Origin of the sequence: Burkholderia sp. Ax-1724, from assembly GCF_011752995.1 — a bacterium.
Classification (GTDB): Bacteria; Pseudomonadota; Gammaproteobacteria; order Burkholderiales; family Burkholderiaceae; genus Paraburkholderia.
This window is the reverse complement of the sequence record NZ_VWWL01000040.1, coordinates 15,908-41,243: the sequence shown is the minus strand read 5'-3', so window position 1 is coordinate 41,243 and position 25,336 is coordinate 15,908. Positions and strand designations below refer to the sequence as shown.

The 25,336-nt window shown below is 64.1% G+C and carries 21 protein-coding genes; 9 read left to right on the top strand and 12 right to left on the bottom strand.

Annotation, left to right across the window (positions count from 1 at the left end; all coding sequences use genetic code 11):
• The 6 genes from F3J19_RS31170 to xylA form a co-directional block, all read right to left on the bottom strand.
• Positions 1-403: (2Fe-2S)-binding protein (locus tag F3J19_RS31170; RefSeq protein ID WP_167050157.1), on the bottom strand; the 403-nt coding region annotated here is incomplete at its 3' end.
• A 50-nt stretch (positions 404-453) separates the two neighbouring features.
• Positions 454-2,724 carry a molybdopterin cofactor-binding domain-containing protein gene (locus F3J19_RS31165; RefSeq protein WP_167050155.1) on the bottom strand — a complete coding sequence of 757 codons (2,271 nt, stop codon included), beginning with the start codon at positions 2,722-2,724 and terminating at the stop codon, positions 454-456.
• A 363-nt stretch (positions 2,725-3,087) separates the two neighbouring features.
• On the bottom strand, positions 3,088-4,287 hold the full coding sequence (locus F3J19_RS31160; RefSeq protein WP_167050153.1) for a sugar ABC transporter permease: 1,200 nt from the start codon (positions 4,285-4,287) through the stop codon (positions 3,088-3,090).
• Entirely contained in the window at positions 4,284-5,843 is a 1,560-nt protein-coding gene (xylG, locus tag F3J19_RS31155; protein WP_167050151.1) for a D-xylose ABC transporter ATP-binding protein, read from the bottom strand. Before xylG ends, F3J19_RS31160 begins: the two co-directional genes overlap by 4 nt.
• Before the next feature lie 106 nt (positions 5,844-5,949).
• Positions 5,950-6,978 carry a D-xylose ABC transporter substrate-binding protein gene (gene xylF, locus F3J19_RS31150; protein ID WP_167050149.1) on the bottom strand — a complete coding sequence of 343 codons (1,029 nt, stop codon included), beginning with the start codon at positions 6,976-6,978 and terminating at the stop codon, positions 5,950-5,952.
• Positions 6,979-7,172: 194 nt separating this feature from the next.
• On the bottom strand, positions 7,173-8,495 hold the full coding sequence (gene xylA, locus F3J19_RS31145) for a xylose isomerase (protein ID WP_167050147.1): 1,323 nt from the start codon (positions 8,493-8,495) through the stop codon (positions 7,173-7,175).
• 278 nt (positions 8,496-8,773) lie between these two features.
• Between xylA and F3J19_RS31140 the strand changes: the two genes are divergently transcribed.
• The 5 genes from F3J19_RS31140 (at position 8,774) to F3J19_RS31120 (ending at position 13,783) form a co-directional block, all read left to right on the top strand.
• Positions 8,774-9,997, top strand: a complete 1,224-nt coding sequence (locus F3J19_RS31140) for a DNA-binding transcriptional regulator (RefSeq protein WP_167050145.1) — start codon at positions 8,774-8,776, stop codon at positions 9,995-9,997.
• 31 nt (positions 9,998-10,028) lie between these two features.
• Positions 10,029-11,153, top strand: a complete 1,125-nt coding sequence (locus tag F3J19_RS31135) for an aldose epimerase family protein (RefSeq protein ID WP_167050143.1) — start codon at positions 10,029-10,031, stop codon at positions 11,151-11,153.
• A gap of 194 nt (positions 11,154-11,347) precedes the next feature.
• Complete coding sequence (locus tag F3J19_RS31130; protein ID WP_167050141.1) at positions 11,348-11,659, top strand: DUF4148 domain-containing protein; 312 nt, start codon at positions 11,348-11,350, stop codon at positions 11,657-11,659.
• A 426-nt stretch (positions 11,660-12,085) separates the two neighbouring features.
• Positions 12,086-12,907, top strand: coding sequence for an isocitrate lyase/phosphoenolpyruvate mutase family protein (locus F3J19_RS31125; protein WP_167050139.1), 822 nt, complete (start codon positions 12,086-12,088; stop codon positions 12,905-12,907).
• A gap of 240 nt (positions 12,908-13,147) precedes the next feature.
• A complete protein-coding gene (locus F3J19_RS31120) occupies positions 13,148-13,783 on the top strand; it encodes an XRE family transcriptional regulator (protein WP_167050137.1) in 636 nt (211 codons plus the stop codon).
• 90 nt (positions 13,784-13,873) lie between these two features.
• On the opposite strand, the gene F3J19_RS31115 is transcribed toward F3J19_RS31120, so the two are convergent.
• Both F3J19_RS31115 and pcaQ read right to left on the bottom strand, forming a co-directional pair.
• A complete protein-coding gene (locus F3J19_RS31115) occupies positions 13,874-15,001 on the bottom strand; it encodes a VOC family protein (RefSeq protein ID WP_167050135.1) in 1,128 nt (375 codons plus the stop codon).
• A 299-nt stretch (positions 15,002-15,300) separates the two neighbouring features.
• Positions 15,301-16,368, bottom strand: a complete 1,068-nt coding sequence (pcaQ, locus tag F3J19_RS31110; protein WP_240159374.1) for a pca operon transcription factor PcaQ — start codon at positions 16,366-16,368, stop codon at positions 15,301-15,303.
• A 111-nt stretch (positions 16,369-16,479) separates the two neighbouring features.
• On the opposite strand from pcaQ, the gene pcaH reads away from it, so the two are divergent.
• A complete protein-coding gene (pcaH, locus tag F3J19_RS31105) occupies positions 16,480-17,184 on the top strand; it encodes a protocatechuate 3,4-dioxygenase subunit beta (protein WP_167050133.1) in 705 nt (234 codons plus the stop codon).
• A 3-nt stretch (positions 17,185-17,187) separates the two neighbouring features.
• Positions 17,188-17,775, top strand: coding sequence for a protocatechuate 3,4-dioxygenase subunit alpha (gene pcaG, locus F3J19_RS31100; protein ID WP_167050131.1), 588 nt, complete (start codon positions 17,188-17,190; stop codon positions 17,773-17,775).
• 155 nt (positions 17,776-17,930) lie between these two features.
• On the opposite strand, the gene F3J19_RS31095 is transcribed toward pcaG, so the two are convergent.
• A complete protein-coding gene (locus F3J19_RS31095; RefSeq protein WP_167050129.1) occupies positions 17,931-18,197 on the bottom strand; it encodes an H-NS family nucleoid-associated regulatory protein in 267 nt (88 codons plus the stop codon).
• A gap of 555 nt (positions 18,198-18,752) precedes the next feature.
• On the opposite strand from F3J19_RS31095, the gene F3J19_RS31090 reads away from it, so the two are divergent.
• Positions 18,753-19,388, top strand: a complete 636-nt coding sequence (locus tag F3J19_RS31090; protein WP_167050127.1) for a LysE family transporter — start codon at positions 18,753-18,755, stop codon at positions 19,386-19,388.
• Between the two features lie 43 nt (positions 19,389-19,431).
• Here the strand turns inward: F3J19_RS31090 and F3J19_RS31085 are convergent, their stop codons facing one another.
• Both F3J19_RS31085 and F3J19_RS31080 read right to left on the bottom strand, forming a co-directional pair.
• Positions 19,432-21,066: an acyl-CoA synthetase gene (locus F3J19_RS31085; RefSeq protein ID WP_167050125.1), complete on the bottom strand. Its 1,635-nt coding sequence runs from the start codon at positions 21,064-21,066 to the stop codon at positions 19,432-19,434.
• Positions 21,067-21,407: 341 nt separating this feature from the next.
• Entirely contained in the window at positions 21,408-21,788 is a 381-nt protein-coding gene (locus F3J19_RS31080) for a transposase (RefSeq protein WP_167050123.1), read from the bottom strand.
• A 313-nt stretch (positions 21,789-22,101) separates the two neighbouring features.
• On the opposite strand from F3J19_RS31080, the gene F3J19_RS31075 reads away from it, so the two are divergent.
• Complete coding sequence (locus tag F3J19_RS31075) at positions 22,102-23,184, top strand: porin (RefSeq protein WP_167050161.1); 1,083 nt, start codon at positions 22,102-22,104, stop codon at positions 23,182-23,184.
• Between the two features lie 174 nt (positions 23,185-23,358).
• Here the strand turns inward: F3J19_RS31075 and F3J19_RS31070 are convergent, their stop codons facing one another.
• On the bottom strand, positions 23,359-24,498 hold the full coding sequence (locus F3J19_RS31070; protein ID WP_167050121.1) for a porin: 1,140 nt from the start codon (positions 24,496-24,498) through the stop codon (positions 23,359-23,361).
• Positions 24,499-25,336 lie beyond the last annotated feature (838 nt).

Here is a 25,336-nt window from a genome sequence, read left to right as displayed (position 1 = left end):
TGCCGCAACGGCACACCACCGGCGTCATCGCCGCATCGATATCCGCATCGTTCGGATTCGGCTTGTGCTTGAGCAGCGCGCAGGCCGCCATCAGTTGCGCGCTCTGGCAATAGCCGCATTGCACGACGTCGAGTTCGAGCCATGCCGCCTTCAACGCCTGCGCCTCGCGTCCCTGAAGGCCTTCGATCGTCGTGATCTTCTGCGTGTGCAGGCTCGACATCGGGGTCTGACAGGCGAAGCACGCGGCATCGTCGAGATTGATCGTGCAGGCGCCGCAGATGCCCACGCCGCAGCCGAACTTCGTGCCCGTCATGCCGAGGTCGCAGCGCAGCACCCAGAGCAACGGCATGTCCGGCTCGGCCTCGACCTTCACCGCGCGTCCGTTGATATTCAGTATTGCCATGTTGTTCTCCCGAATCGCGAAACCAGGGCCGAGCCCGATCGAACCCACGCTTACGCGAGCTTCAGCGGCAACGTGCGCAAACGCTGCCCGGTCAGCGCGAACACCGCGTTGGCCACCGCCGGCGCAACCGGCGGCACGGCCGGCTCGCCGACGCCCTGCGGATGCAGCTGGCTCGGCATGATGTCGGTTTCGATCGCCGGACACACGTTCATTCGCACGACCGGAAAGTCCACGAAATTCTTCTGCTGCACCTGGCCGTCGACGATCGTGATCTCGTTCTGCAACGCGCTCGACAAACCGAACACAATGCCGCCTTCCATCTGCTGACGGATCAGGTTCGGATTCACCGGCAAGCCGCAATCGATCACGCACACCACGCGATGCACGCGAATCTGCTTCTGCGGTCCGATCGACACCTCGGCAACCTGCGCGACGACGCTGCCGAACGCCTCGTGCAGCGCAATGCCGCGCGCACGGCGCGCGCCGTCGTTAGCAGGCTCAAGCGGATGCCCCCAGCCCGACAGCACCCCGACACGCTTGAGCACCGCAAGATGCCGCGGATGCTGCGCGAGCAGCGCCGCGCGAAATTCGAGCGGGTCCTGCTTCGCCGCCACAGCGGCTTCGTCGGTGAAGCTCTCGGTAAAGAACGCCTGGTGCGAATGGCCGACCGAGCGCCAAAAGCCGACCGGCACCGGCAATTCGACGATCTCGTGCGACACGCGCGCGGCCGGCCACTCGTACGGCTGATCGAATGCGCCTTCGCAAGTGGTCTTGTCGATCGGAATGCGCGGCACGCCGTAGTAGCGCGCAAGCGCTTCCGGCACGATCGCCTGCCCCGCCGATTTCGCGTGCCACGCAACGAGTTTGCCGTCACCGTCGAAGCCGGCCCGAAGCCGCGCCGCGCAGGCGGGTCGATAAAAGTCGTGCGTGAAATCCTGCGCGCGCGACCAGATCGTTTGCACCGGACGGCCCTCGGCTTCGCGCGCAATGACCGCGGCCTGCGCGATGAAATCGAGTTCGAGCCGCCGCCCGAACGCGCCGCCCAACAACTGCGGTTGCACGTCGACGAACCCGGCATCGATGCCGAGCGCCCGCGCGACGTGCTGCCGCGCGAGCCCCGGCATCTGCGTCGAGACCCACACGGTCGCCGCGCCGTCCGCGACCCGCACCGTGCAGTTCAGCGGCTCGACCGCGCCATGCGCGAGATACGGCACGTGGTACACGGCGTCGATCGTGCGCGCCGCGCGGCTCATCGCGTTGTCGAGATTGCCGCGCTGGAAGTACACATGGCCGCCGGCATCATCGAGCGCGTCCAGCAGATGGCGATCGATCTCCGCGCTCGACACCTTCGCGGCCGCGCCGTCCTGCCAGTCCACCTTGAGCGCGGCGACCGCATTCATCGCGCGATACGGATTGTCCGCGATCACGGCCACGCCGCCGGTGCCGCCCGCATACGGCGCGACCGCGAACGCCTTGACGAAGCCCGGCATGGTCCGCACGGGCGTTGCGTCGAACCGCGCGACGGTGCCGCCGAGCGTCGGGCACATCACGACGCTCGCGTACAGCAAGCCGCCCGGCAATACGTCGATGCCGAAGCGCGCGCTGCCGTCGATTTTCGACGCGGCCTCGATGCGCCGCACGGGCTGGCCGATCAGCCTGAAATCGGCGGGCTGCTTCAAGTCGACCTTGCGCGGCAACGGCTGCCGCGCCGCCAGCGTCGCCAATGCGCCGAAGCTCGCCTTCCGGCCCGACCCGTGCAGCACGTAGCCCTTTTCCACGCGGCATTCGCCGGGCGCCACCTGCCACTGTTCGGCCGCCGCGCCGATCAGCATCGCGCGCGCCGATGCGCCGGCTTCGCGCATCGGTGTCCACAGATCGTTCATGCTCGACGAACCGCCCGTCATCATCGTGCCGAATTCGCGCACCGCCTTGCTCGTGATCCACACGACGCCGCGCTTGACGAGGCTATCGTCGTCGGGCCGAAACGGCAGGTCGTCGACAATGCTCTGCACAGCGTTGTAGATCCGGTCGATCGGCGCGGCTTCGACGCTGACCCGCGACCAGTCCGCGTCGAGTTCCTCGGCAAGCAGCATCGCGAGGCCGGTGTGGATGCCCTGGCCCATTTCGCTCTTGCCCATCATGATCGTCACGCTGTCGTCGTCGGCGATCTTGACCCAGCCGTTGAGCGCGACCTGCGAGCCTTGCACCGGCAATGGCGCCGACGTCGTCAGGCGCTGCCGCGGCGGCAGCACGCCCCAGCCGAGCAGCAGACCGCCCAACGCGCTGGCGCCGCCGAGCAGGAAGGTTCTGCGCGTTAACATGGCATGGCTCGATGGCATGGCTCGACCGGCTGGCACGATGACGGGAAAGCGGCGCAAGCGAGCGGACGCCCGACTCCGTGCCCGACTCCGCTCGCGCCGTTGTTTGCGAATAGTAATAAGACGAACCGGCCGGCGGGAGACTTAAATGCGCGCACGCGGCTCGGGTGGCCGTGCGGTATGGGCGTGCGAGGAATGCGGGCGGCGGGGGAAAATCGTGGGGTGCTTCATTAACTGCGCGCGGCTAGTGCCTGGGCGCTGTGTGAAGTTTCATGTAACCGCATCTCGCGCGGTGCGCCGCAAGGTATGCCGCGCGGTGCGCCGGTTCCGCAGGCACACCACGCGTATTGCTGCAACTCAAACCCTTCAACGGCGATTCGAACCCGACACCACATCGATCCACACGGCCAGCACGAGAATGCCGCCCTTCACGATCATCTGCCAGTACGCGTCGACGTCGAGCATCGACATGCCGTTATCGAGGCTCGCCATCACGAGCGCGCCGATCAGCGCGCCGTACACGGTGCCGGAGCCGCCGCGCATCGAGGTGCCGCCGATGAAGCACGCGGCAATCGCATCGAGCTCGCCCATCGTGCCCGCCGACGGCGAGCCGGCCGCGAGCCGCGCCGTGTTGACAATGCCCGCGAACGCGCACATGAGCCCCATCAGCGCGAAGATCGCGAGCTTCACGCGGTCGGTGTTGACGCCGGACAGCCGCGTCGCTTCGAGGTTCGAACCGACCGCGTAGATGCGGCGGCCGAACACGGTCTGCGTGGCGATCCACGTGAAGATGCCGAGCAGCGCGAGCAGCAGCAGCACGGGCACCGGAATGCCGCCGTAGCGGTCGAGCGTGGCCACGAAGCCCGCCAGTATCGCGCCCGCGCCGATCACCTTCGCGACGTCCTGCCAGAACGGCACGACCCGCAACTGATAACGCTGGCGGTTCGCGCGCTGCCGTATCGTCAGGAAGGCGAGCAGCACGAACATGACGATCGCGAGCGTGTCGCCCGCGAGCCGCGGCAGATAGCCCTGGCCGACGAATACGAAGCTATCCGAAACCGGTGCGATGGTCGAGCCGCCCGTCACGCCGAGCAGAATGCCGCGATACGCGAGCATGCCGCCAAGCCCGACGATGAACGACGGCACGCGCCGGTACGTCGACCACCATCCGTTGAACACGCCGACCGCCACGCCGAGCAGCAGCACCACGGGAATCGTCACGCCGATCGGCCAGTGACGGTTCACGTCGAGAATCGCCGCGACGCCGCCGAGCAGGCCGAGCAGCGAGCCGACCGACAGATCGATCTCGCCGGCGATGATGACGAACACCATGCCGCAGGCGAGCATGCCGGTAATCGACATCTGCCGCAGCAGGTTCGATATATTGCGCGGCGTGACGAACGCGCCGTGCGTGAGCACCGAGAAGAACGTCCAGATCACCGCGACGGCAATCAGCAAGGCGAGAATCTTGTAGCGCGCGAACAGTTGCTGAATGCGCTGCGCGCCGCCGAATCCGCCTCGCGGCACGGCATGGTCGGTGCGTTGGGAAGTCACGTCGGGCGTCATGCGGCACTCGCTGCGGTTAAGTTCGAAGAGGGATGCACGGGACGGATCGCGGCGCCGAGTATGTCTTCCTGGGTGAGACCGTCGTTGACGAAGTCGCCACGCAATTCGCCTTCGCCGATCACGAGCACGCGGTCGCTCAGGCCGAGTACTTCCGGCAATTCGGACGACACCATGATGATCGACATGCCGCGCTGCGCCAGTTGAAAGATCAGCTTGTAGATTTCGTATTTCGCGCCGACGTCGACGCCGCGCGTCGGTTCGTCGAGGATCAGCACTTTCGGATCGGTCAGCAGCATGCGCGTGAGCACCGCCTTCTGCTGATTGCCGCCCGAGAGGCTCGCAATCGACAGCATCGGATTCGCCGCGCGCACCGAAAGCCGCCTCATTTCCGTATTGATCGTGTCGAGTTCGGCGGCGGAATCGATGCGCCCGCCCGATGCGAAACGCTGCAACACCGCGAGCGTGATGTTATGGCCGACGCTCAAGCCCGGCACGATGCCGTGACGCTTGCGATCCTCGGGCACCATCGCGATGCCGGCGCGAATCGCGTCGATCGGCGCGCGAATCTTCAAGGGCTTGCCGTCGAGCATGACGCTCGCTTCGCTCCCGCCCGCGTACGCGCCGAAGATCGCCTGCATCAGTTCGGTACGGCCCGCGCCGACGAGTCCCGCGACGCCGAGAATCTCGCCGCGCCGCAACGAGAACGACACGTCGTCCACACGCTTGCGGCGCGGATTCGTCACGTCGAAGCAGGTCACGTGGCGCGCTTCGAACACCACCTCGCCGATCGGATGCGGCTCGCGCGGAAACAGGTTTCTGATCTCGCGGCCCACCATCAGCGAGATGATGCGGTCGGTCGTCAGCGCGTGCATCGGCTCGGTCGCGACATGACGGCCGTCGCGAATCACGCTGATCGTGTCGCAAACCGCCGCGACTTCGTCGAGCTTGTGCGAGATGTACACGCAGGCAATGCCGCGCCGCTTCAGATCGCGCACGATGTCGAGCAGAATCGCGATCTCGGCGGCAGTCAGCGACGACGACGGTTCATCGAGAATCAGCAGCTTCGCGCGCTTGTTGAGCGCCTTCGCGATTTCGATCAGCTGCTGATGGCCGCCGCCGTAGTTCATCACCGGCTGCGCGGCATTGATGCCGCTAATGCCGAGTTCGCGCAACAGTTCGTCGGCGCGCTGATACATCGCCGCGTAGTTCATGCGGCCGCCGGGCAGCGTGATTTCGTTGCCGAGAAAAATGTTCTCCGCGACCGAGAGCTCCGGCACCAGCATCAGCTCCTGGTGAATGATGATGATGCCCGCGCGCTCGGTGTCGCGAATGCTCGTGGCCTTCAGCGACTCGCCTTCCCAGCGTATTTCGCCATCCCAGGTACCGTGCGGATAGACGCCGGAAAGCACTTTCATCAGCGTCGACTTGCCCGCGCCGTTCTCGCCGCACAGGCCCACGCATTCGCCCGGCGAGACGGTCAGGTCGATGCCGTCGAGCGCCTTCACGCCGGAAAAAGCTTTGACGATGCCGCGCATCGTCAGAAGAGGTTGCGTCATTCGCTATGCCTCGCTGCAAGGTGGGCGGGCGGCCACGCTCGCGGGCACCGTGGCCCGCGAAGCGTGGCGCTCACGCCGCGCCCGTCTTCCGTCCCCGTCTTCCGCCTTATTGGCTAGCGAGCTGCGCCTGCGTGTAGAAGCCGTCTTTCACGACGATGTCGAGGTTGGCCTTGGTCAGCTTGGTCGGCTGCAACAGCACCGTATCGACCTTCTTCTTGCCGTTGTCGTATTGCGCATTGAAGCCCGGCTTCTCGCCCTTCGCAAGCGCCACCGACAGCTTCGCCGCTTCGCCCGCGATCAGCTTGAGCGGCTTGTAGACCGTCATCGTCTGCGTGCCGGCCGCCACGCGCTTGACGGCCGCGAGGTCGGCGTCCTGGCCCGAGATCGGTACCTTGCCCGCGAGGCCCTGCGCGGCGAGCGCCTGGATCGCGCCGCCGGCGGTGCCGTCGTTCGAGGCGACGACGGCGTCGATCTTGTTGTTGTTCGCGGTCAGCGCGTCTTCCATGATGCGCAGCGCCGTCGATGCGCTCCACTCCGGCACCCACTGCTGGCCGACCACCTTGATGTCGCCCTTGTCGATCGCCGGTTGCAGCACCTTCAGTTGTCCCTGGCGCAGCATCTTCGCGTTGTTGTCGGTCGGCGCGCCGCCAAGCAGGAAGTAGTTGCCCTTCGGCCGCACGTCATAAACACCCTGGGCCTGCATTTCGCCGACCTTCTCGTTGTCGAACGAGATATAGGCATCGATGTCGGCATCGAGAATCAGGCGGTCATACGACACGACCTTGATGCCGGCCTTCTTCGCTTCGGCGACCACGTTGCCGAGCGTCTTCGAGTTGAACGGCACGATCACGATTACGTCGACGCCACGCGAAATGAGGTTTTCGATCTGCGAAATCTGCCGCTCCTCGCTCGCGTCGGCCGACTGCACCGACACTTTCGCGCCGAGCTTTTCCGCCGCGGCGACGAAATAGTCGCGATCGCGCGACCAGCGCTCGACGCGCAGATCGTCGATACAGAAGCCGATTTCCGGATGATCCTTGCTCGCATGCGCGAGCGGTGCGGCAAGCGACAGGCTGGCGAGCACCGCTCCGCATAGGAGCGAACTCAGTACGTGACGACGCATTGCGAATTTCATTTCTGTCTCCTTGTTGTGATAACCGGAATACCGGATGGGTCGGCCTGCGCTGCGAGCCGCAGAACCGGATCAACGACAACCCACAGCTTCCTGTTTCGCGCGATCAGCGTGGCCGCGCGATCTTTGTGTAGGGCTTTTTCCGATGCCTCATAAGGTGCTTCTTGCCGTACGTTCCGCTGTGCCGCTTACGTTCTTCAACGTCCGCTATAGATCGCCTGATTGACGATGTTTTCCATGCGCTCCTGCTGTCCACTCGCGTGTTGCGGATTCAGATCGCGCGCCAGCGTATCCGTTGCGAGCGTCGCCAGCGAATGGTCGCCGGACAGGATCTTGCGGCCGAACTCCGTGTCCCAGCCGGCATAACGCTGGCGCTTGAACTGTTCGAGGAGATCGTTTTCGATCAGCACCGCCGCGCGTTCGAGGCCGAGCGCGAGGTTGTCGATCGCGCCGATATGGCCGTGAAACAGGTCTGCCGCATCGACGCTCTGCCGGCGCACCTTCGAGTCGAAGTTCATGCCGCCGGTCGTGAAGCCGCCGTGACGCAGAATCTCGTAGAACGCGAGCGTCAGTTCCTCGACGCTATTGGGGAACTGATCGGTATCCCAACCATTTTGCGGATCGCCGCGATTCGCATCGACGCTGCCGAAAATGCCGAGCGCAAACGCCGTCGCGATCTCGTGATGGAACGAGTGCCCCGCGAGCGTCGCGTGATTCGCCTCGATGTTCACGCGAATTTCCTTGTCGAGCCCGTATTGCAGCAGGAAGCCGTGTACGGTCGCGACGTCGTAGTCGTATTGATGCTTGGTCGGCTCCTGCGGCTTCGGCTCGATCAGCAGCGCGCCCTTGAAGCCGATCTTGTGCTTGTGATCGACCACCATGTGCAGGAAACGCGCAAGCTGCGCGCGTTCGCGCACGAGGTCGGTATTGAGCAGCGTGTCGTAGCCCTCGCGGCCGCCCCACAATACGTAGTTTTCGCCGCCGAGGCGCTGCGTCGCGTCGAGCGCGTGACGCACCTGGGTCGCGGCGAAGGCGAAGATTTCCGGATTCGGACTGGTTGCCGCGCCCCCCGCATAGCGCGGATGCGAGAACAGGTTCGCGGTGCCCCACAGCAGCCTGATGCCGGTGTCCTGCTGCTTGCGCGCGAGGTAGTCGGACACGCGCAGGAAGTTCTCGCTATAGTCCTTGACGCTCGTGCCTTCGGGCGCGACGTCGGTATCGTGGAACGTGTAGTACGGCGTGCCGAGCTTCGAGAAGAACTCGAATGCGGCATCGGCTTTCTGCAGGGCCCGCTCCATCGCGTCGCCGGGCTGCTGCCATGGACGATGGAACGTGCCCTGGCCGAAGATATCGACGCCGGGCCACACGAACGTATGCCAGTAGCATACGGCGATGCGCAGATGTTCTTCGAGCGTCTTGCCGAGCACTTTCCTGTTTCTGTCGTAGTGACGGTACGCAAGCGGATTATCCGCGTGCGGACCTTCATAACGGATCTCGGGAATGTGTTCGAAGTAAGGCATCTGCGTCTCCTTGTTGTGCCGCATCGCAACCCGCGCGACGGCGCCGCGCCGGTCGACAAAGTGACGCCATGCTGCCGCTTGCACGATATGTCGGCAATTGCGAAATTGCGCAGCACGCTTGATGTTTCTTACCGCCCGCGCGTTTGTTGATTACCGCGGCGCGATTCGGGGCCTAGAATAACCGGACGCTTAAAAAACGGGGCGGCCCGCCGGCGCCCGCTCGACTACACAGGAGACAAAGGCGCCGTGGCCATTCGAGCCCTACGCCGCTTACCGTCATGACCCGCCCGCAAGCCCCCCAGACGACCCATCGGATCGCGCTGCTGTTCAACGCGAACAAGGTCTACGACCGCGAGATCATCACCGGCATCGGCAACTACCTGCTGTCGACGCGGGTCGCGTGGGACCTGTTCCTCGAAGAAGACTTTCGCTGTCGGCTCGCGGGCATCGAGCGCTTCGACGGCGACGGCATCATCGCGGATTTCGACGACCCCGCCGTGTACGAAGCGCTGCGCGGCTGTCCGTTGCCGGTGGTCGCGGTGGGCTCCTCGTACGAAGACCCGGAGCAGTATCCCCCGGACTTACCCTATATCGCGACCGACAACAGCAAGCTCGTATCGCTCGCGTACACGCATCTGATCGGCGCCGGGCTCGAAAACTTCGCGCTCTACAGCCTGCCGCAGGCGCAGGAAAACCGCTGGGCGCAGCAGCGCGAACTCGCGTTCGCCCATTTGCGCAGCACGGACGGACACGGCACCGCGCAGATCGGCAGCGAGATCTATCGCGGCCTGTCGACAAGCGCGCCGTCATGGAACCAGGCGACCGAACAGCTCACGACGTGGCTGCGGCAATTGCCGAAGCCGGTCGGCATCATCGCCGTGACCGATGCGCGGGCGCGCCATCTGTTGCAGGCCTGCCTGATCGCGGGCATTCCGGTGCCCGAGGAAGTCGCGATCATCGGCATCGACAACGATCCTCTCACGCGTACGCTCACACGCATTCCGCTTTCGTCGGTGATTCAGGGCACCGAGGAAATGGGCCGCACCGCCGCGCACATCCTGCATCAGATGCTGCACGGCGCGCGTTTTCCGGGGCGCCGCATTCTCGTGCCGCCGGTCGGCATCAACGTGCTCGAATCGACGCGGCATCAGCCGCTCGCGAGCCCCTACGTAATGCGCGCGCGGCACTTCATTCGCCAGTACGCGTGCCAGGGCATCCGCACCGAACAGGTAGCCGACTATGTGGGCGTGTCGCGTTCGTCGCTCGAAGAGTACTTCCGGCGCGAACGGCAATGCACCGTGCACCAGGAAATCCTGCGCCACAAGCTCGACGTTGCGAAGTCGCTGCTCGCGAAACGCGACGCATCGAGCGCGGAGGTCGCGATTCGCTGCGGCTTCACGTCGCTGCAATACATGTACGCGGTATTCCGGCGCGAACTCGGCTGCACGCCGCGCGAATACCAGGAGCGCGCGAGTTCAAAGCCGGAGCAAACGGCGGGCTGAGCGCTTTTTATTTTTTCTTTGCACCGACCACATGATCAGCATCGCAAAACTTTCTTCCGAGCCGTGGGGCACGCTGCACGGCGGCGATCGCGTCCGGCTCTATACGCTGCGCAACGCGCACGGCATGAAGGTCGCCATCAGCGACCTCGGCGCGACGCTGGTCTCCTGGCATGCGCCGGATCGCGCGGGACGTCTCGGCGATATTCTGCTCGGCCACGACACGCCCGCCGAATACGTCGCGGCAACGACCTATATGGGCGGACTGATCGGTCGCTGGGCCAACCGTATTGCCGGCGCGCGCTTCATGCTCGACGACATCGAGTACACGCTCGACCGCAATGAAGGCACGAACCTGCTGCACGGCGGCACGGTCGGTTTTCATCGCGCGCTGTGGGACGTGAGCGAGGACGACGGCGCGTTGCTGATGCGCCTCGAATCGCCCGAAGGCGACGCCGGGTTTCCGGGCAACGTGACCGTGCAGGTGCGCTATTCGCTCGACGACGACGGCACGCTGACGATCGAATACGAAGCGATCACCGACGCGGCGACGCCGCTCAATCTGACGAGTCATCCGTACTTCAATCTGACGGGGCGCGCGGGCACCGATATTCGAGGGCATGTACTGTCGATCGACGCCGAACGTTTTTTCGAAGTCGACGCGACGATGATTCCGTGCAAGCTCGCCGACGTCGCGGGCAATGCATTCGACTTCCGGCAGAGCGCGCCGCTCGGCGCGCGGCTCGACTGGCCGCATGCGCAACTCGCGCGAGCGGGCGGCTTCGATCATTGCTATGTACTGCGCGATGAGGACGAAAGCGGCGCGAATGGCATGAATGGCGCGAATGGCGTGAACGGCTCGAATGAAAGCACGCCGCCGCGAGTGCGCGAGGTTGCATGCGCATACGATCCGGGCAGCGGACGCGAGCTGACCGTATCGACCGATCAGCCCGGCTTGCAGTTCTATACCGGCAATGCACTGAACGGCAACGGCGGCCGCGGCGGAGTGCGTTATCAACGGCATGCGGGTTTGTGCCTCGAAGCCGGCGGCTTTCCGAACCAGGTCAATATGACCGGACAGGATCAGGCGATCGTGCGGCCCGGTGACACTTACCGGCAAATCACCGCTTATCGTGTCGACGTGCGCAAGGGCGCTTGAGCGAATGTCCCGCTAATTTCCGCGTTTCTCTTACGAACGGCACCACGCCCCCATTACAACGCGCCGACTTGTTGTTTGCGTCAATACTGAATCAACGACCTGGTGGTTTCCCCAAGGCGGCCCACTTTCTAGACTCCGTCAATGGGTGCCGGGATTGTCGCGGTACCGATAGACAATGTCGGAGGGAAAACATCATGAAATCGCTGATTCAGGCCGCCGTATTCGCGGCCGTCATCGCCGCGCCGCTCGCGGCGTTCGCGCAATCCGAGCAGCCGGTCACGCGCGCGGAAGTGAAGGCGCAATTGCAGCAGCTCGAACAGGTGGGCTACAACCCGGCCGAATCGACGGACGCCAGCTATCCGGCCGATATTCAGGCAGCCGAAGCACGCGTCGCCACGCAGAACGCCATGGCCCAGGGCGACACCACCGGCTATGGAACGCCGGCGACGGGAACGTCGCAATCGGGCGGGCAGCATCCGATGGTGACGAATCCGGCGGATCAGTAAGGCGTACTGCACACCGTATCGCAATCGCGCGGGCGGATGTTCTGAAAAGACGCTCCAGGGCCTTTTGACTTTTGGCACGTGTAGCGCTTTTGCGGCGTTCGCGTCTCGCGCCACCACTCGTACAGCGTGTACGGTTTTGCAGTCTCCGCGCAATATGAAGCGAGCCCTGCTTTTCCAAGGCATGGCTCGCTTTCTTGTATTTACGCGGGGCGATTCGTGAAGCGGGAACAGTAGGTATTGATCAATGCGAACATCACCGATTCAATATGTCGAGTGTGCGGTACACGTTGATGCATTTCATCAACAATGCGTTCGATAAGAAAATAGACTCAACCTGTGTTGAATCCCGCTGCGTTGAATCCCGATTTTCACGATCCACGAGCCTCGGCTCCTTCGCTTCGGCTCCTTCATTGCCTGGAGAATGCCATGCCCCGCACCGCCGCTGAGAAACGCGCCGCTTTCCGCGCCCTGCATACGTCCGGCTGTTTCGTGCTGCCCAATCCCTGGGATGTGGGCAGTGCGTGCTATCTGCAAACGCTCGGCTTCAAGGCGCTGGCCACGACGAGCTCGGGTTTCGCATGGTCCACCGGCCACGCCGACAACACGCTCCCGCGCGCAGCGGTCCTCGCGCATCTGCGCACGATCGTCGAGGCGACCGATCTGCCGGTCAACGCCGACTTCGAAAATGGCTTCGGCCGCGACCCGCAGGAAGTCGCCGAAAGCGTGAAGCTCGCGGTCGCAACCGGCGTAGCGGGCCTGTCTATCGAGGATTCGACTGGCGACGCAGCCGCGCCGCTCTTCCCCATCGACGTCGCCGTGCAGCGCATCAGCGCGGCACGACGCGCGATCGACGAAACCGGCGGCGACACGTTGCTGATCGGCCGCGCGGAAAACTTCTTCGCCGGCCAGGCCGATCTCGACGACGCGCTTGCGCGCCTGAAGGCCTACGCGGCGGCAGGCGCCGACTGTCTGTACGCACCCGGCATCCAGACGCGCGAGCAGATCGAGGCGGTGGTCGCGGCCGTGGCGCCGAAGCCCGTCAATCTGCTGATCGGCTCGACGTCGACGCTTACGGTGCAGGACGTCGCGGCGCTCGGCGTGCGGCGCATCAGCGTCGGCGGCGGGCTCGCGCGCGCGGCATGGGGCGGCTTCATGCAGTCGGCCCGGGCGCTCGCCGAAGGACGCTTCGAGTTCACGGGCGCGGCGCCCGGCTCGCAGCTCAACGAGTTGTTCAATCGCGGCGTGTGAGTCGCGAGTTGCGACGCGCGTGTTGCGGCACAAACTCGTGCTCGGGCAGATGAAGCTGTGCCTCGCGACGGCCAACGTTTCCGATGAGAAAAGCGCACCCGCGCCTTGCGCCTCTCCCATGCCGGCTCCCCCTTCCGCCGCGCTGTTCATGCCCGGCGAATCAGGCCGCCGCATCGAATGTTATGATCGGAAACCCCATTCGCCACGATCAAGCGCGGACCCGAACGAGCCGCAAGCCTCATGGACACCCACCTCACCAAACCCGCCGACCCGTCCACCACCGACCTCGGGCGGCGCGTGCGCGCCGCCCGCCAGGCGCAGGACCTGACGCTCGAAACCGCGAGCCGCCTGTGCGGCGTATCGCGCTCGACGCTGTCCAAAGTCGAAAACGGCCTGATGTCCCCCACTTTCGACGTGCTGCAAAAAATCGTCCTGGGCCTGAAGATCGAAATCGGCGAACTGTTCGGCTCCACGCCGAAAGTGAGCGCAAGCGGCCGGCGCGCGCTGACCCGTAAGAACGAAGGCCAGCGCCACGCGTATCGCGGCTACCAGATGGAGTTACTCGCTACCGATCTCGCGCACAAAGCGATGCTGCCGTTTCGCATCCGCATTTCCGCACATACGCTCGATGCCTTCGACGACTGGGGCCGTCACGAAGGCGAGGAATTCCTGTACGTCATTAGCGGCAGCGTGTGCCTCTATTCGGAGTTGTATGCGCCGACGCATCTGAATGCGGGCGATAGCCTCTACTTCGACAGCCGCACGGGCCATGCGGCGGTGTCCACGAGCGAGGAAGACGCGGAAGTGTTGTGGATGGCGACGAACGCGGACCTGCCGCAAACGCCGCCGGTAACCGTCGAGTCGATGAAGAAATAACGCGCGCTGGGCACGCCCTGAGCCCCGAGCCCGAGGCGGCGTTCGCGCGGCGCGCGATTCAACGCCCGCGCGCGCATGAACGCATAAAAACTAGCTGCCCTCGCGCGCCTGCGCCAGCACCGCGAGGTTGCCCTCGCCGAAACCATGATGCCCCTTGCGCTGCACGATCTCGAAGAAGATCTCGCCAGCACCGCGGCGCACGAAGGTCTGGAAAAACAGCAGCGGCACACCGTCCGCGCCGATCTCGCCATCGACGAGCACATGCGTGCGGCGCAACCGTTCGACGTCGAGCCCGTGCCCCGGCAAACGCGCATCGAGCCCTTCGTAGTAACGCGGCGGCGGCTCGACGAATTCGACGCCGTTCGCGAGCAGGCGCTCGACGCACGCGAGGATGTCGTCGGTGGCAAGCGCGATGTGCTGCACGCCCTCGCCCGGATGATCGGGCAGATAGTCGTGCATCAGGTTGGTCCGGCGCGTGCCTTCTTCATAGAGCGGCACGCGGATCGCGCCGCACGGCGACACCATCACGCGCGATTCCGCCGATACGTGCCAGTTCGCATGCAGTTCGTGAATCTCGCGGAAGTTGAGCAGATCGCGATAGAAGTCGATCCATTCCTGCATGCGGCCTTCGCCGACCGTCTGCGTCAGATGATCGACCGCAACGAGCCCGCTGCCCGCGTGATTGAGATCGGCCTGCGCCGTGTCGATTTCGATCGGCCGGAAATCGATGTCGAAGATCGAGATATCGCCGAGGCCGCCGCGCTGACCGCCACGCCCGCGCCAACGGTCGACGAAATAGATATGCGAATCGCCGATGCCCTGGATCGCCGGAATCAGCAGCTCGCCCACGCCGAGGCGCTCGCCTTCGAACTCCCACGCGCCGAGTTCGACTGCGCGTTCGAACGCGCGCTGCGCATTGGCCACGCGAATCCCGATTGCGCAGATGCCGACGCCGTACTCTTCGGCATAACGCGCGGCAAACGAGTCGGGTTCGGCGTTGATGAGGAAATTCATCTCGCCCTGCCGGTACAGCGTGACGGCCTTGCTGATATGGCGCGCGATCGCCTTGAAGCCGAGCCGCGTGAAAACCTCGCCGAGCGCGTGCGGATCGCGCGCGGCAAACTCCACGAATTCGAGGCCGGCCGTGCCGAGCGGATTGTGCTCAGACGCCAACACGGCGCGCTGCGCGGCCTCTGGAGTGGGCAAGTCGCTGGGCATGACAATCTCCTTGTACGGTCTTTCGACGCGGCAGCCGGTCGGTCGGAATTCGACGCAACCGTGCCGGCTGTTCGCGATGGGGTGCGCCATGCATGATGCGCGCGTGGCATGCCGCAACCCGGACGGATCGCGGCGGCTGTTGCACCGTGTTTTTACACCGGGTCGCGGGGCGTTCGCAACCTTCGTTTTGTACCGGATGGTTCATCCTGGTTCGTCCTGTGGTTCATCCTGGCTCGCCCTTCAGGGCGCCGACGCTTGCACCCGCCGCAGTGCGCCAACCCTGCGCGCCAACTGGCCGGTCATTGGGGCGCCTCGTCCGCATCGCCCGGCCCGCTGCTTCGGCGAGACGACTTGCGCGCGCGCCTGCTCCGCGCCTTGTCCGCGCCGTGGCTCCCGTTTCTGGCCGCCTCCTTGCCCGCGGCCTTGCCTGAAATCGCCGTCATCCTCTCCCGCGCGAACTCGCGCACCGCCTCGATAAACGCGCGCCCCACGGCCGACGGCTGCGTATCCGAGCGGCGGATCAGCCCGACCGGCTCGCTGGTGCCCGTGAACGGCAGCGGCAAGCGCACCAGCATGCCTTGCGCCAGCTCGTATTCCACCGCGCTCAGCGGCACGAACCACACCGCGCCGTTTTCGAGCGCCAATGCCCGCCCCGTCGAGACCGACAGCACCTCGACGAACGCCGACAACGGCGGCACGCCCCACGCGCTGAGCAGGCTCTCCGCCGACTGGCGGATCAAGGTGCCGAACGGCGGCAGCACGACCGGAAACTCTTCCAGCGACGCCGCCTGCAAGCCGGGCCCCTGAGCGAGCGGATGCCCGGCGCGCACCACCGCGATCAGCGGCTCGGTGAACAGTTGCTCGAAGCTCAGGCCGACCATCCGTTCCGGGTCCGCGAGACGGCCGATCGCGAATTCGATCGAGCCCGCTTTCAGGCGTTCGAGCAGCTCCGGGTTCGCGCCGGTCGCGAGACGCACGATCACGCGCGGCCACTGCGCCGCGAACCGCCGCAGCACGGGCGGCACGAGCACCGCGGCCACGGTCGGCAGCACGCCGACTTCGAGCGTGGCCGCGGCCGCGCCTTCCGCGCGCGCGAGCAGGTCGACGCCCTGGCGCAGCGCGCTCACGCAGGCGCTCGCGTGCGGCATGAAGAGTTGTCCCTCGCGGGTCGGCACCGCGCCGTGGCGGCCGCGCTCGAACAGCTTCACGCCGAGAATCGCCTCCAGCTCGGCGACCGTCTTCGACACGGCCGGCTGCGTGATGGACAGACTGTCCGCCGCCCGCTGGACGCTGCCGAACTGCGCGACGGCCAGAAAGCACTGGAGATGACGGAATTTGACGCGGCTATCCGCGAGGCTTCGTTGCATAACGTGAGGTTATACGAAACGGGTGAAAACGTCATTTTGCATAACCGCCGGCTTTGGATAAAGTTCCTGTCACAACGTCGCCCCCCACGATTCCTCCCACGGAGACACTTCATGGAAGATTCTTCCCTCACCCCGCGCGAGTTCGCGTCCCATCCCGCTTACGTCTATCCCCAGTACGGTTCGTCGGTCAAACGCGGTCCCACCCGCCCGCTGATCCCGCTGAAGGAAAAGCTGCGCGACCAGCGCGTGCCAGTCTACGGCACCGAGGACCTCGGCGCGCTCGACCACGATCTGACGCGCAACGCGGTGCGCAACGGCGAGCCGCTCGGCGAGCGCATCATCGTGACGGGCCGCGTGCTCGACGAAGGCGGCCACCCGGTGCGCAACACGCTCGTCGAAGTGTGGCAGGCGAACGCGGCCGGCCGCTACGTGCACAAGGCCGACCAGCACGACGCGCCGCTCGACCCGAACTTCCTCGGCGCGGGCCGCTGCCTCACCGACAACGAAGGCCGCTACCGCTTCCTGAGCATCAAGCCGGGCGCGTATCCGTGGGGCAATCACCCGAACGCCTGGCGTCCGCAGCACATCCACTTCTCGCTGTTCGGCGACCACTTCGGCTCGCGTCTCGTCACGCAGATGTACTTCCCCGGCGACCCGCTGCTCGCGTTCGACCCAATCTACCAGGGCACACCGGAACATGCCCGTGAGCGCATGATCGCGAAGTTCTCGCTCGACACCACCCAAGAGGCTTATGCGCTCGGCTACGATTTCGACATCGTGCTGCGCGGCCCGAACGAAACCCCGATGGAGCGCTAAGCCATGACGACCCTCAAGCAAACGCCTTCGCAAACCGTTGGCCCGTACTTCGCCTACGGTCTTTGCCCGCAGCAATACGACTTCGACTACAAGAGCCTGTTCACGCACGTCCTCGCCGACATGGAAGCGGCCGGCGAGCACATCACGATCGTCGGCCAGGTGTTCGACGGCGACGGCAACGCGGTCGGCGACGCGATGGTCGAGATGTCGCAGGTCGATTCGAACGGCCACTATCCGGAATCGCGCGAGGAAATCCTGAAGACCGGTTTTCACGGCTTTGCGCGCGTCGGCACGGGCACGGACCCGCACAAGCGCTTTATCGTCGAGACGGTGAAGCCGGGCCGCGCGAACCCCACCGAAGCGCCGCACATCAACGTGATCCTGACGATGCGCGGCATGCTGCTGCACACGTTCACGCGCATCTACTTCGAAGACGAAGCCGAGGCAAACGGCCAGGACGCCGTGCTGGCGTCGGTGCCGGCCGAGCGCCGCAACACGCTGATCGCGCGTCGCGAACCGGGTGCGGCGAACGTCTACCGCTTCGACATCCGCATGCAGGGCGATAAGGAAACCGTGTTTTTTGATCTGTGAAGCGGTTTTTTCACACTTTCATATCGCTTTCAATTACACTCGACGTGATCCGTCAAGCGACTGGATCGTGAAACTCCGAGTAGTAAGAGTTGAGCCCGCCTTTAAGCGGGCTTTTTTTGGCTTTCGCTTTTTTGCCGCGATGCCGGGTGGCGCGCTCAGCAACGGAAATGTTCGATGCTTTGTCCCGCGTAAATCGCGCGCGCGAGCCAGGCGGGTTTATCGCCGCGACCATCCCACGTATTGCCGAACGCGTCGCGGTACTTCACCGCGCTGGCGGCTTTCTCGTCGGCTTCGAGCGATTCGGCCAGCGCTTCGAGTGTGATGTCGTAGTCGTCCATGCGTCGGCGAATCCACGCGACCATGCGCTCGCGCACATTCTCATCGTGTTCGAACAGTCGTTGTTGCCGTTCTTGCTCTTTCATAGCGTATTGGTATCGCAGCAGCCTGCTGGCGTTAGACAACCGGGAATTTCGCAAAACAACGCGAAGCCCGTGTTCGATTCAGAGGAAGCAAGGCAATTCGCGGGGTAATCCACTCAGTAATCCGAATGCACAGCCTTTTCAAGGATGCGTGAAAACCCGCATCTGCCAGCCATGCCTGTTTGATTGCCGATGGAAGCGCCTGAACCGGAACACGGAGATCGGACGCATTCGCCGCCGGGCGGTTCGAATTACACCTTTGAATTGCGTCCCCGAACTACGCCCCGGCCTCGCCTCACGGGTTCGAGGGAGCGGCGGCGTATGGAAGGCCATTCTAGCATTGGGCTTATTTCGCCCGTAGCAAAGGACTCTTGCCTTTGCCGCCGATTGTTCGGCTGATGTCTCTATGTCCCCTTATGTCCCTTTCAGCGGGCATGACTTCAGCCGCGTTCCCGCCAGACAATGCGATACTCCACACCCCGGCCCTCACAAGCCGCCCCGCTCGGCCCGTCACGCCAGCGCTTCGAGCGACGGGACCACCTCAAAGGAGACACGACCATGCCCGCTTCGACCGCCGTCCTCACGATTCTCGCCGCACTGCTGCTGGGCGCGATGAGTCCCGGGCCGAGCTTCGTCATCGTCGCGCGCAATGCGATCGGCCTGTCGCGCGGCGACGGTCTGGCGACGGCGCTCGGCATGGGCATCGGTGGCGTGTTCTTCAGCGGCATCGCGCTGCTCGGCCTCTATACGCTGCTCGCGACGGTCGCATGGCTGTACGTCGGCCTGAAGATCGCCGGGGGCGTCTACCTCGTCTACCTCGCCTCGAAAATCTGGCGCGGCGCCGCGAAGCCGCTCGCCTTCGACGCCACGCAAAGCGGCGCCGGCAATCCGCGCAAATCGTTCTGGATCGGCCTTAGCACGCAGCTCAGCAATCCGAAAACAGCCGTCTACTACGGCAGTATCTTCGCCGCGCTGCTGCCGCAGCATCCGCCGGTGTGGTGCTACTTCGCGCTGCCGCCCGCGATCTTCGCGATCGAGGCCGGCTGGTACACGATCGTCGCGCTGTGCTTTTCGAGCAGGCGTCCGCGCGAAATCTATCTGCGCTGGAAGGCGTGGATCGACCGCATCGCCGCGAGCGCCGTCACGGCACTCGGGTTGCGCCTGATTCTGAACGCGCACAAGGTGGGAATCTGAGCGATGCATGGGCACGCGCCGTTCGTAGCGCGCGCCCCGCGCGTCAGCCCTTGCCTTCCGCCTTGATGCGCGCCCGCAGTTCGAACTTCTGGATTTTCCCCGTCGACGTCTTCGGCAATTCCCCGAAACGCACCGCCTTCGGCAATTTGTAGCCGGCCAGAAACAGCCGGCAGTGCGCGATGATGTCTTCCTCGGTCGCCTGCGCGCCTTCCTTCAGCTCGATGAACGCGCACGGCACTTCGCCCCACTTCGGATCGGCCATCGCGACCACCGCCGCGACCGATACCGCCGGATGGCGATACAGCGTGTCCTCGACCTCGATGCTCGAAATATTCTCGCCGCCCGAGATGATGATGTCCTTGCTGCGGTCGCGAATGCGGATATAGCCGTCGGGCGTGCGTACGCCAAGATCGCCGGTATGGAACCAGCCGCCGCGAAACGCCGCTTCGGTCGCGCGTTCGTTCTTCAGATAGCCCTTCATGCAGATGTTGCCGCGAAACATGATCTCGCCGAGCGTTTCGCCGTCGTCCGGCACCGCTTCGAGCGTGTCCGGGTCGAGCACCGCGACGGCCGCCTGCAGGTGATAACGCACGCCCTGGCGCGCGGTCAGATCGGCGCGCGTGTTTTCGTCGAGCGCATCCCACGCGTCCTGCTTCGCGCAGACGGCCGCCGGCCCATAGGTTTCGGTGAGGCCGTACACGTGCGTCAGATCGAAGCCGATCTCCCTCATCTTCGCGATCACCGCGGGCGGCGGTGCCGCGCCCGCGACCATCGTCGAGACGCGATGCTCGATACCCTCGCGCCACTCGGCCGGCGCATTGGCGAGCGCGTTCTGCACGATCGGCGCGCCGCAGTAATGCGTGATGCGCTCGCGGCGAATCAGTTCGAACACGGTCTTCGCATCGAACTTGCGCAGGCAGACGTTGACGCCCGCGCGCGCGGCGACGGTCCACGGAAAGCACCAGCCGTTGCAGTGAAACAGCGGCAGCGTCCATAGATAGACCGCGTGCTTCGGCATGTCCCATTCGAGGATATTGCTGAGCGCATTCAGATACGCGCCGCGATGGTGATAAACCACGCCCTTCGGATCGCCGGTCGTGCCCGACGTGTAGTTGAGCGCAATCGCATCCCATTCGTCGGCGGGCCGGGCCCACTCGAAGGCCAGGTCGCCCGCTTGCAGGAACGCTTCGTAGTCGGTCGCGCGGATAAACTGCGCGGCGTCGGCGGGCTGAGCGTCGGCCACGCTGATCACGAGCAGCCCGGGAAATTCGAGCGCGGCGCGATGCGCGAGCTCGCCGTATTCGGTATCGACGATCAGCACCTTCGCCTCGCCGTGGCGCAGCATGAACAGCAGCGAGGCGACGTCGAGCCGCGTATTGAGCGTGTTGAGCACGGCGCCCGCCATCGGCACGCCGAAGTGCGCCTCGATCATCGGCGGAATGTTGGGCAGCAGCGCGGCGACCGTATCGCCACGGCCAATGCCGGCCTCGCGCAGCGCGCTCGCGAGCCGCCGCGCGCGTTCGTAGGTCTCGCTCCAGCTGCGGCGAATCTCCCCGTGGACGATCGCGAGCCGCTCGCCATACACCTGCGCGGCGCGCGCGAGGAAGTCGATTGGCGTGAGCGGGACATAATTGGCCTCGCGCTGCTCGAGACCGTCGTCGAACCTGTGCTTCGTCATTGCATCGTCTCCTGAGGCGCGAGCCGCGCCGCCGATTGTTCTGGTTGATGAGCTGGCTTCGCTATTGTCAGCGTGAACCGCCCGTCATTCAAATAGCAGGGTAGCGTGCTCGAACCGGCCCGGCCAGTACGGCTTCCAGGCCGTTTGCTGCCGATCAATGGCGCTCCGCCCACCGACTTTGCGCGACGACCACTCGAAGAAACCCCAGCATGACTTCACACGCCCGCCATTCCATTGTGCGGGAATTGAAAAAGCCGTCGCCGGAATAATCCGGCGACGGCTTTTCCACGAGTCTATATCGAGACGCCGCGCGACACGTCCGCGCAGCGCAAACGAACGCGCTAATCCAAGTGCACACCGCCGCGACGTGTCGCGCGCCGTTCGAGAACGGCATCCGTCTTGAACAGCGCGAACATGATCGCGGTCAGCACACCGGATTTTTTCCAGCGCAAATAATAGCGATGCGCGGTCTGATACGGCACATGATGCTCGGGCATCGCGCTCCACGGCGCGCGCGTGTGCAACACCCACATCACGCTATCCAGCACGCGGCGCAGATCGATCGGCGGACGTCCGCGACGTGGCCCCTCGTTCAGCGATTCAGGCAGCAGCGGCTCGACCCGCAGCCATTGCTCGTCGGTTAACTCCTGAACGGCGGGCCAGGCCGTCAGCGGTTCGGAAGAAGGAATATTCATGCATAAAAGCGCGGCGCGCTCGCGCACAACGTGTATGCGAGCGTCTCTGCGAAACAATATCTATAGCGAATATTTTTGAGACTACTCGAACCGAGCCTGGGCAAAGGTCAATTCTTGTTAATCGCGCGAGTGCAATTGTCAAAAAACACAATAAGTTATTGCACCGCCGCATGAAGGGTGCAATGCGAGTCGTGGTCTATCATCGGCGCGCCCGGCGCCGCGGCCCGCCCGCGAGCGCCGTGTCCAAACGAAAAAATCCACCCATCCACACGCAGGAAAACCAGTGAGACATCTCTGCTTTCTCAAGACCGCCGCAGTCGTGGGCGGAGCCGCCCTCGCCATGACGTCGGAGCAGGCTTGCGCGCAAAGTTCGATCACGCTGTACGGCGTCGCCGACGTCAGCGTGCGCTATCTGACGAACTCGAACGCCCGGAACGACAACCGCCTGTACATGACGAACGGCGCGATCACCAATAGCCGCTGGGGTCTGCGCGGCTCGGAAGACCTGGGTCACGGCATGAAGGCGATCTTCGATCTGGAAAGCGGCATCAACCTGCAGGACGGCTCGGCATCGGACAGCCATCGCATCTTCAACCGCAACGCGTACGTGGGCCTGAGCAGCCCGTACGGCACGCTCACGCTCGGTCGCCAGAAGACGCCGCTGTTCGATCTGCTCGGCGATACCTACGACCCGCTCACGGTCGGCAACTACAACGAGAACTCGTGGTTGCCGGGCGCGCTCGGCGCGGGGCTCTACGCCGACAACGCGGTCAAATATAGCGGCACGTTCCAGGGCCTGACGGTGGCCGCGATGTACTCGTTCGGCACGAACTCGACCTCGACCGGCGAGGACGGCTTCTCGGGCCAGGTGCCGGGCCATCTCGGCGCCGGCAATATGTACGGCTTCACGCTGTCGTACGTGGCGGGTCCGCTGTCGGTCGCGGCCGGCGTGCAGCAAAACAGCGACAACGGCAATCGCAAGCAGACCGTCTTCAATGCCAACGCGGTTTATGCGTTCAGCGCGGCGAAGCTGTACGTCGGCTATCTGCATTCGAAGGACGACACGGGCTTCGTCGACAGCGCGCTCGCGCAGCAGACGCTCGTGCCGGGTGTCGATATCGTCCAGGGCTCGGGGCGCATCGACAACGGCCCGTTCGCCGGCGTCACGTGGCAGGCCACGCGCGCGCTCACGCTGACGGGCGCGGCGTACTACGACCATATGTCGAACGCGGCAATCGGCAACGGCGAACTGGGCAGCGGCTATCGCTACACGTTCGTGGCGTTGGCCGAGTACGCGCTGTCGAAGCGCACCGAGGTGTACGGCACCGTTGACTTCGACAAGGTGTCGGGCGCCGCATCGGTCGAACTGCCGGGCCGCAACAACCAGACCGGCATCGCGCTCGGTCTGCGAACGATTTTCTGACGCGGATGGGGCCCGCGCAGGCCCCTCTCGCGGCATAAAAAAACCCGGTATCCGTTGTGGCGGATACCGGGTTTTTTGCGTCGACTCGCCGGATCGGCAAGCGACGCGCACATAAAAAAGGTGCCGCGAACGGCACCCTTTTCTACTGCATGAACTACAGGCTTCTGCGGAAGCTTAGAAGCGGTGACGCAGGCCGACCGTAGCAGCCGTCTGGTTCTTCGACGACGACGTCGGAACCGAGTTGTCGCCGCTGTAGATCGAAGCCACGCCGCCATCGCCCATTGCGTGCTGGTACACGGCCTGAGCGTAGACGTCGGTGCGACGCGACAGCGAGTAGTCAGCCTGCAGGCCGATCTGGTGGTAACGGGTCTTCATGTCGTTACCGTCGGCGTTGACGCCGTAGCCGCGTGCGTCGGTGAACGTGTACGCGATGCCGAGGCCGAGAGCCGGGGTCAGGTTGTACTTGCCGTTGATTTCGTAGTTGTTGGTGTAGCCTTGACGCTGACCGTCCGCTGCGCCGACCAGGTTGTCGACGCGCGATTGCGTCCAGGCCACGCCGACCAGCGCCGGGCCGAAGCCGTACGAAGCTGCCGCGCCGAACTGACGCTGACGGAAGTTGCCTTCCAGAACGCCCGAGGTGTTCGCCAGCACGCCGTCCGATGCGCCGCCGTTGCCGTTCGGGTTGTTCTGTTGCGCGTAGGCAGCACCGAGGTGCAGGCCTTGCCACTGGTATGCAGCACCCAGGCTGTACTGGCGGTTGTTCGCGAATGCGCCAGCCTGGTTCGAGAAGCCGTACGTGCCGCCGAACGTGAAGCCTGCGTAGTTAGCGCTCGAGTACTTGATCGAGTTGTTGACCGACAGACCGCCGTTGGTGTTCAGGTTGTCGTTGTTGAACGGGTGCGCGAACGACGTGCCGCCCCAGCTGCCCGTTGCGGTCAGCGGCGCGAGGTAGTCCTGCACTGCGTCGTACTGGCGACCCAGCGTGACCGTACCGAATTGCGCGCTCGACAGGCCGACGAATGCCTGACGGTTGAACATGCCGTTGTTGTTGGCGAACTTGCCGTTGTTGATGTCGAAGCCGCTTTCCAACGTGAAGATTGCCTTCAGACCGTTGCCCAGGTCTTCCGAACCGCGCAGGCCGAACATGCTCTGGCTGATGCCGCCGCTACCTGCTGCCCACTTGGAATGGCCAGCAACGTTGCTGGTGTACGTCAGGCCCGCGTCGAGCACACCATACAGGGTCACGCTGCTTTGTGCGTGAGCGACCGATGCGACCGATGCGGCAGCCGCGACGACGATAAGACTCTTTTTCATGGGAACTCCAATTCGAAAAATTTTCACGGGGAGCAGGACTTGCCTCGGCAGCGGGACGCATCGCATCTGCTGCCGCCTTGTCGGCCGAACGCTCGGATCGACGGGGCACCCTTCAAGCGAAGCGTGAGTGTAGGTGGACACCCTAATAGCGACGCAGGTAGTTTGCGCAACAGGATTTTTCAAAATTCGCAACAATGTTCGGGCAGGTGGCGTTAAGTAGTTGTTTTTCCGACGTTTATTGCAAAATAATGACAGGAGTTCGGCTGCCTTAGCCAAAATCAACTTTCAACATCTCAATCTTCGAAGTTGCGTGTTTGCAACGCTCTTTAATACGCGTGACGTAATCGGGTCGGAACGATTCGTGAATATCGCCGACTAATTTTTTGTAATAAAAGGCGATTGAAGAGAGGGTTTTGGGCGGCGTGCGAAATTTATTTTTTAATTCCGGGAACTTAGCAAAGTTAATGCTGTCATTTTCGCGATAAGACCCACGACGTCGAAATTACCGAATGGATTGAGACGCAATCCATTTATTTCACGATTACATGCGGATACCTGCGTATCGGCTATGTGCCGCGTGCAGGCAAGCCCGCTCAGCCTCGCTGCTCAATGCTCCCGGCTTCCGCCGGTTCAGACGCGGCTGCCAATAAAAAACCGCCTTCACGGCGGTTTTTCTGATTCTGGCTTCGGTTCGCGGTTTTTCCGCGCCGATTAAGGCTTGCGTGCCGCGCACGAAGAAGCCTTCAGCACGGGTGTTGCCCGGAGGTGAATTGCGACGCCGACCGTCGCGTGACAAAACCCGTGCTGAAAGCGGATGGCCTACGTCAATAAGCCTTCC

What these genes read in the sequence shown, in the direction of transcription:
- F3J19_RS31085 (WP_167050125.1), bottom strand. Translation starts at nt 21,066, where the DNA reads ATGACGAAGCACAGGTTCGACGACGGTCTCGAGCAGCGCGAGGCCAAT.
- xylA (WP_167050147.1), bottom strand. Translation starts at nt 8,495, where the DNA reads ATGCCTTACTTCGAACACATTCCCGAGATCCGTTATGAAGGTCCGCAC.
- F3J19_RS31125 (WP_167050139.1), top strand. Translation starts at nt 12,086, where the DNA reads ATGCCCCGCACCGCCGCTGAGAAACGCGCCGCTTTCCGCGCCCTGCAT.
- F3J19_RS31115 (WP_167050135.1), bottom strand. Translation starts at nt 15,001, where the DNA reads ATGCCCAGCGACTTGCCCACTCCAGAGGCCGCGCAGCGCGCCGTGTTG.
- F3J19_RS31090 (WP_167050127.1), top strand. Translation starts at nt 18,753, where the DNA reads ATGCCCGCTTCGACCGCCGTCCTCACGATTCTCGCCGCACTGCTGCTG.
- F3J19_RS31165 (WP_167050155.1), bottom strand. Translation starts at nt 2,724, where the DNA reads ATGTTAACGCGCAGAACCTTCCTGCTCGGCGGCGCCAGCGCGTTGGGC.
- pcaH (WP_167050133.1), top strand. Translation starts at nt 16,480, where the DNA reads ATGGAAGATTCTTCCCTCACCCCGCGCGAGTTCGCGTCCCATCCCGCT.
- F3J19_RS31140 (WP_167050145.1), top strand. Translation starts at nt 8,774, where the DNA reads ATGACCCGCCCGCAAGCCCCCCAGACGACCCATCGGATCGCGCTGCTG.
- F3J19_RS31130 (WP_167050141.1), top strand. Translation starts at nt 11,348, where the DNA reads ATGAAATCGCTGATTCAGGCCGCCGTATTCGCGGCCGTCATCGCCGCG.
- xylF (WP_167050149.1), bottom strand. Translation starts at nt 6,978, where the DNA reads ATGAAATTCGCAATGCGTCGTCACGTACTGAGTTCGCTCCTATGCGGA.
- F3J19_RS31160 (WP_167050153.1), bottom strand. Translation starts at nt 4,287, where the DNA reads ATGACGCCCGACGTGACTTCCCAACGCACCGACCATGCCGTGCCGCGA.
- xylG (WP_167050151.1), bottom strand. Translation starts at nt 5,843, where the DNA reads ATGACGCAACCTCTTCTGACGATGCGCGGCATCGTCAAAGCTTTTTCC.
- pcaQ (WP_240159374.1), bottom strand. Translation starts at nt 16,368, where the DNA reads ATGCAACGAAGCCTCGCGGATAGCCGCGTCAAATTCCGTCATCTCCAG.
- F3J19_RS31075 (WP_167050161.1), top strand. Translation starts at nt 22,102, where the DNA reads ATGACGTCGGAGCAGGCTTGCGCGCAAAGTTCGATCACGCTGTACGGC.
- F3J19_RS31095 (WP_167050129.1), bottom strand. Translation starts at nt 18,197, where the DNA reads ATGAAAGAGCAAGAACGGCAACAACGACTGTTCGAACACGATGAGAAT.
- F3J19_RS31120 (WP_167050137.1), top strand. Translation starts at nt 13,148, where the DNA reads ATGGACACCCACCTCACCAAACCCGCCGACCCGTCCACCACCGACCTC.
- F3J19_RS31135 (WP_167050143.1), top strand. Translation starts at nt 10,029, where the DNA reads ATGATCAGCATCGCAAAACTTTCTTCCGAGCCGTGGGGCACGCTGCAC.
- pcaG (WP_167050131.1), top strand. Translation starts at nt 17,188, where the DNA reads ATGACGACCCTCAAGCAAACGCCTTCGCAAACCGTTGGCCCGTACTTC.
- F3J19_RS31070 (WP_167050121.1), bottom strand. Translation starts at nt 24,498, where the DNA reads ATGAAAAAGAGTCTTATCGTCGTCGCGGCTGCCGCATCGGTCGCATCG.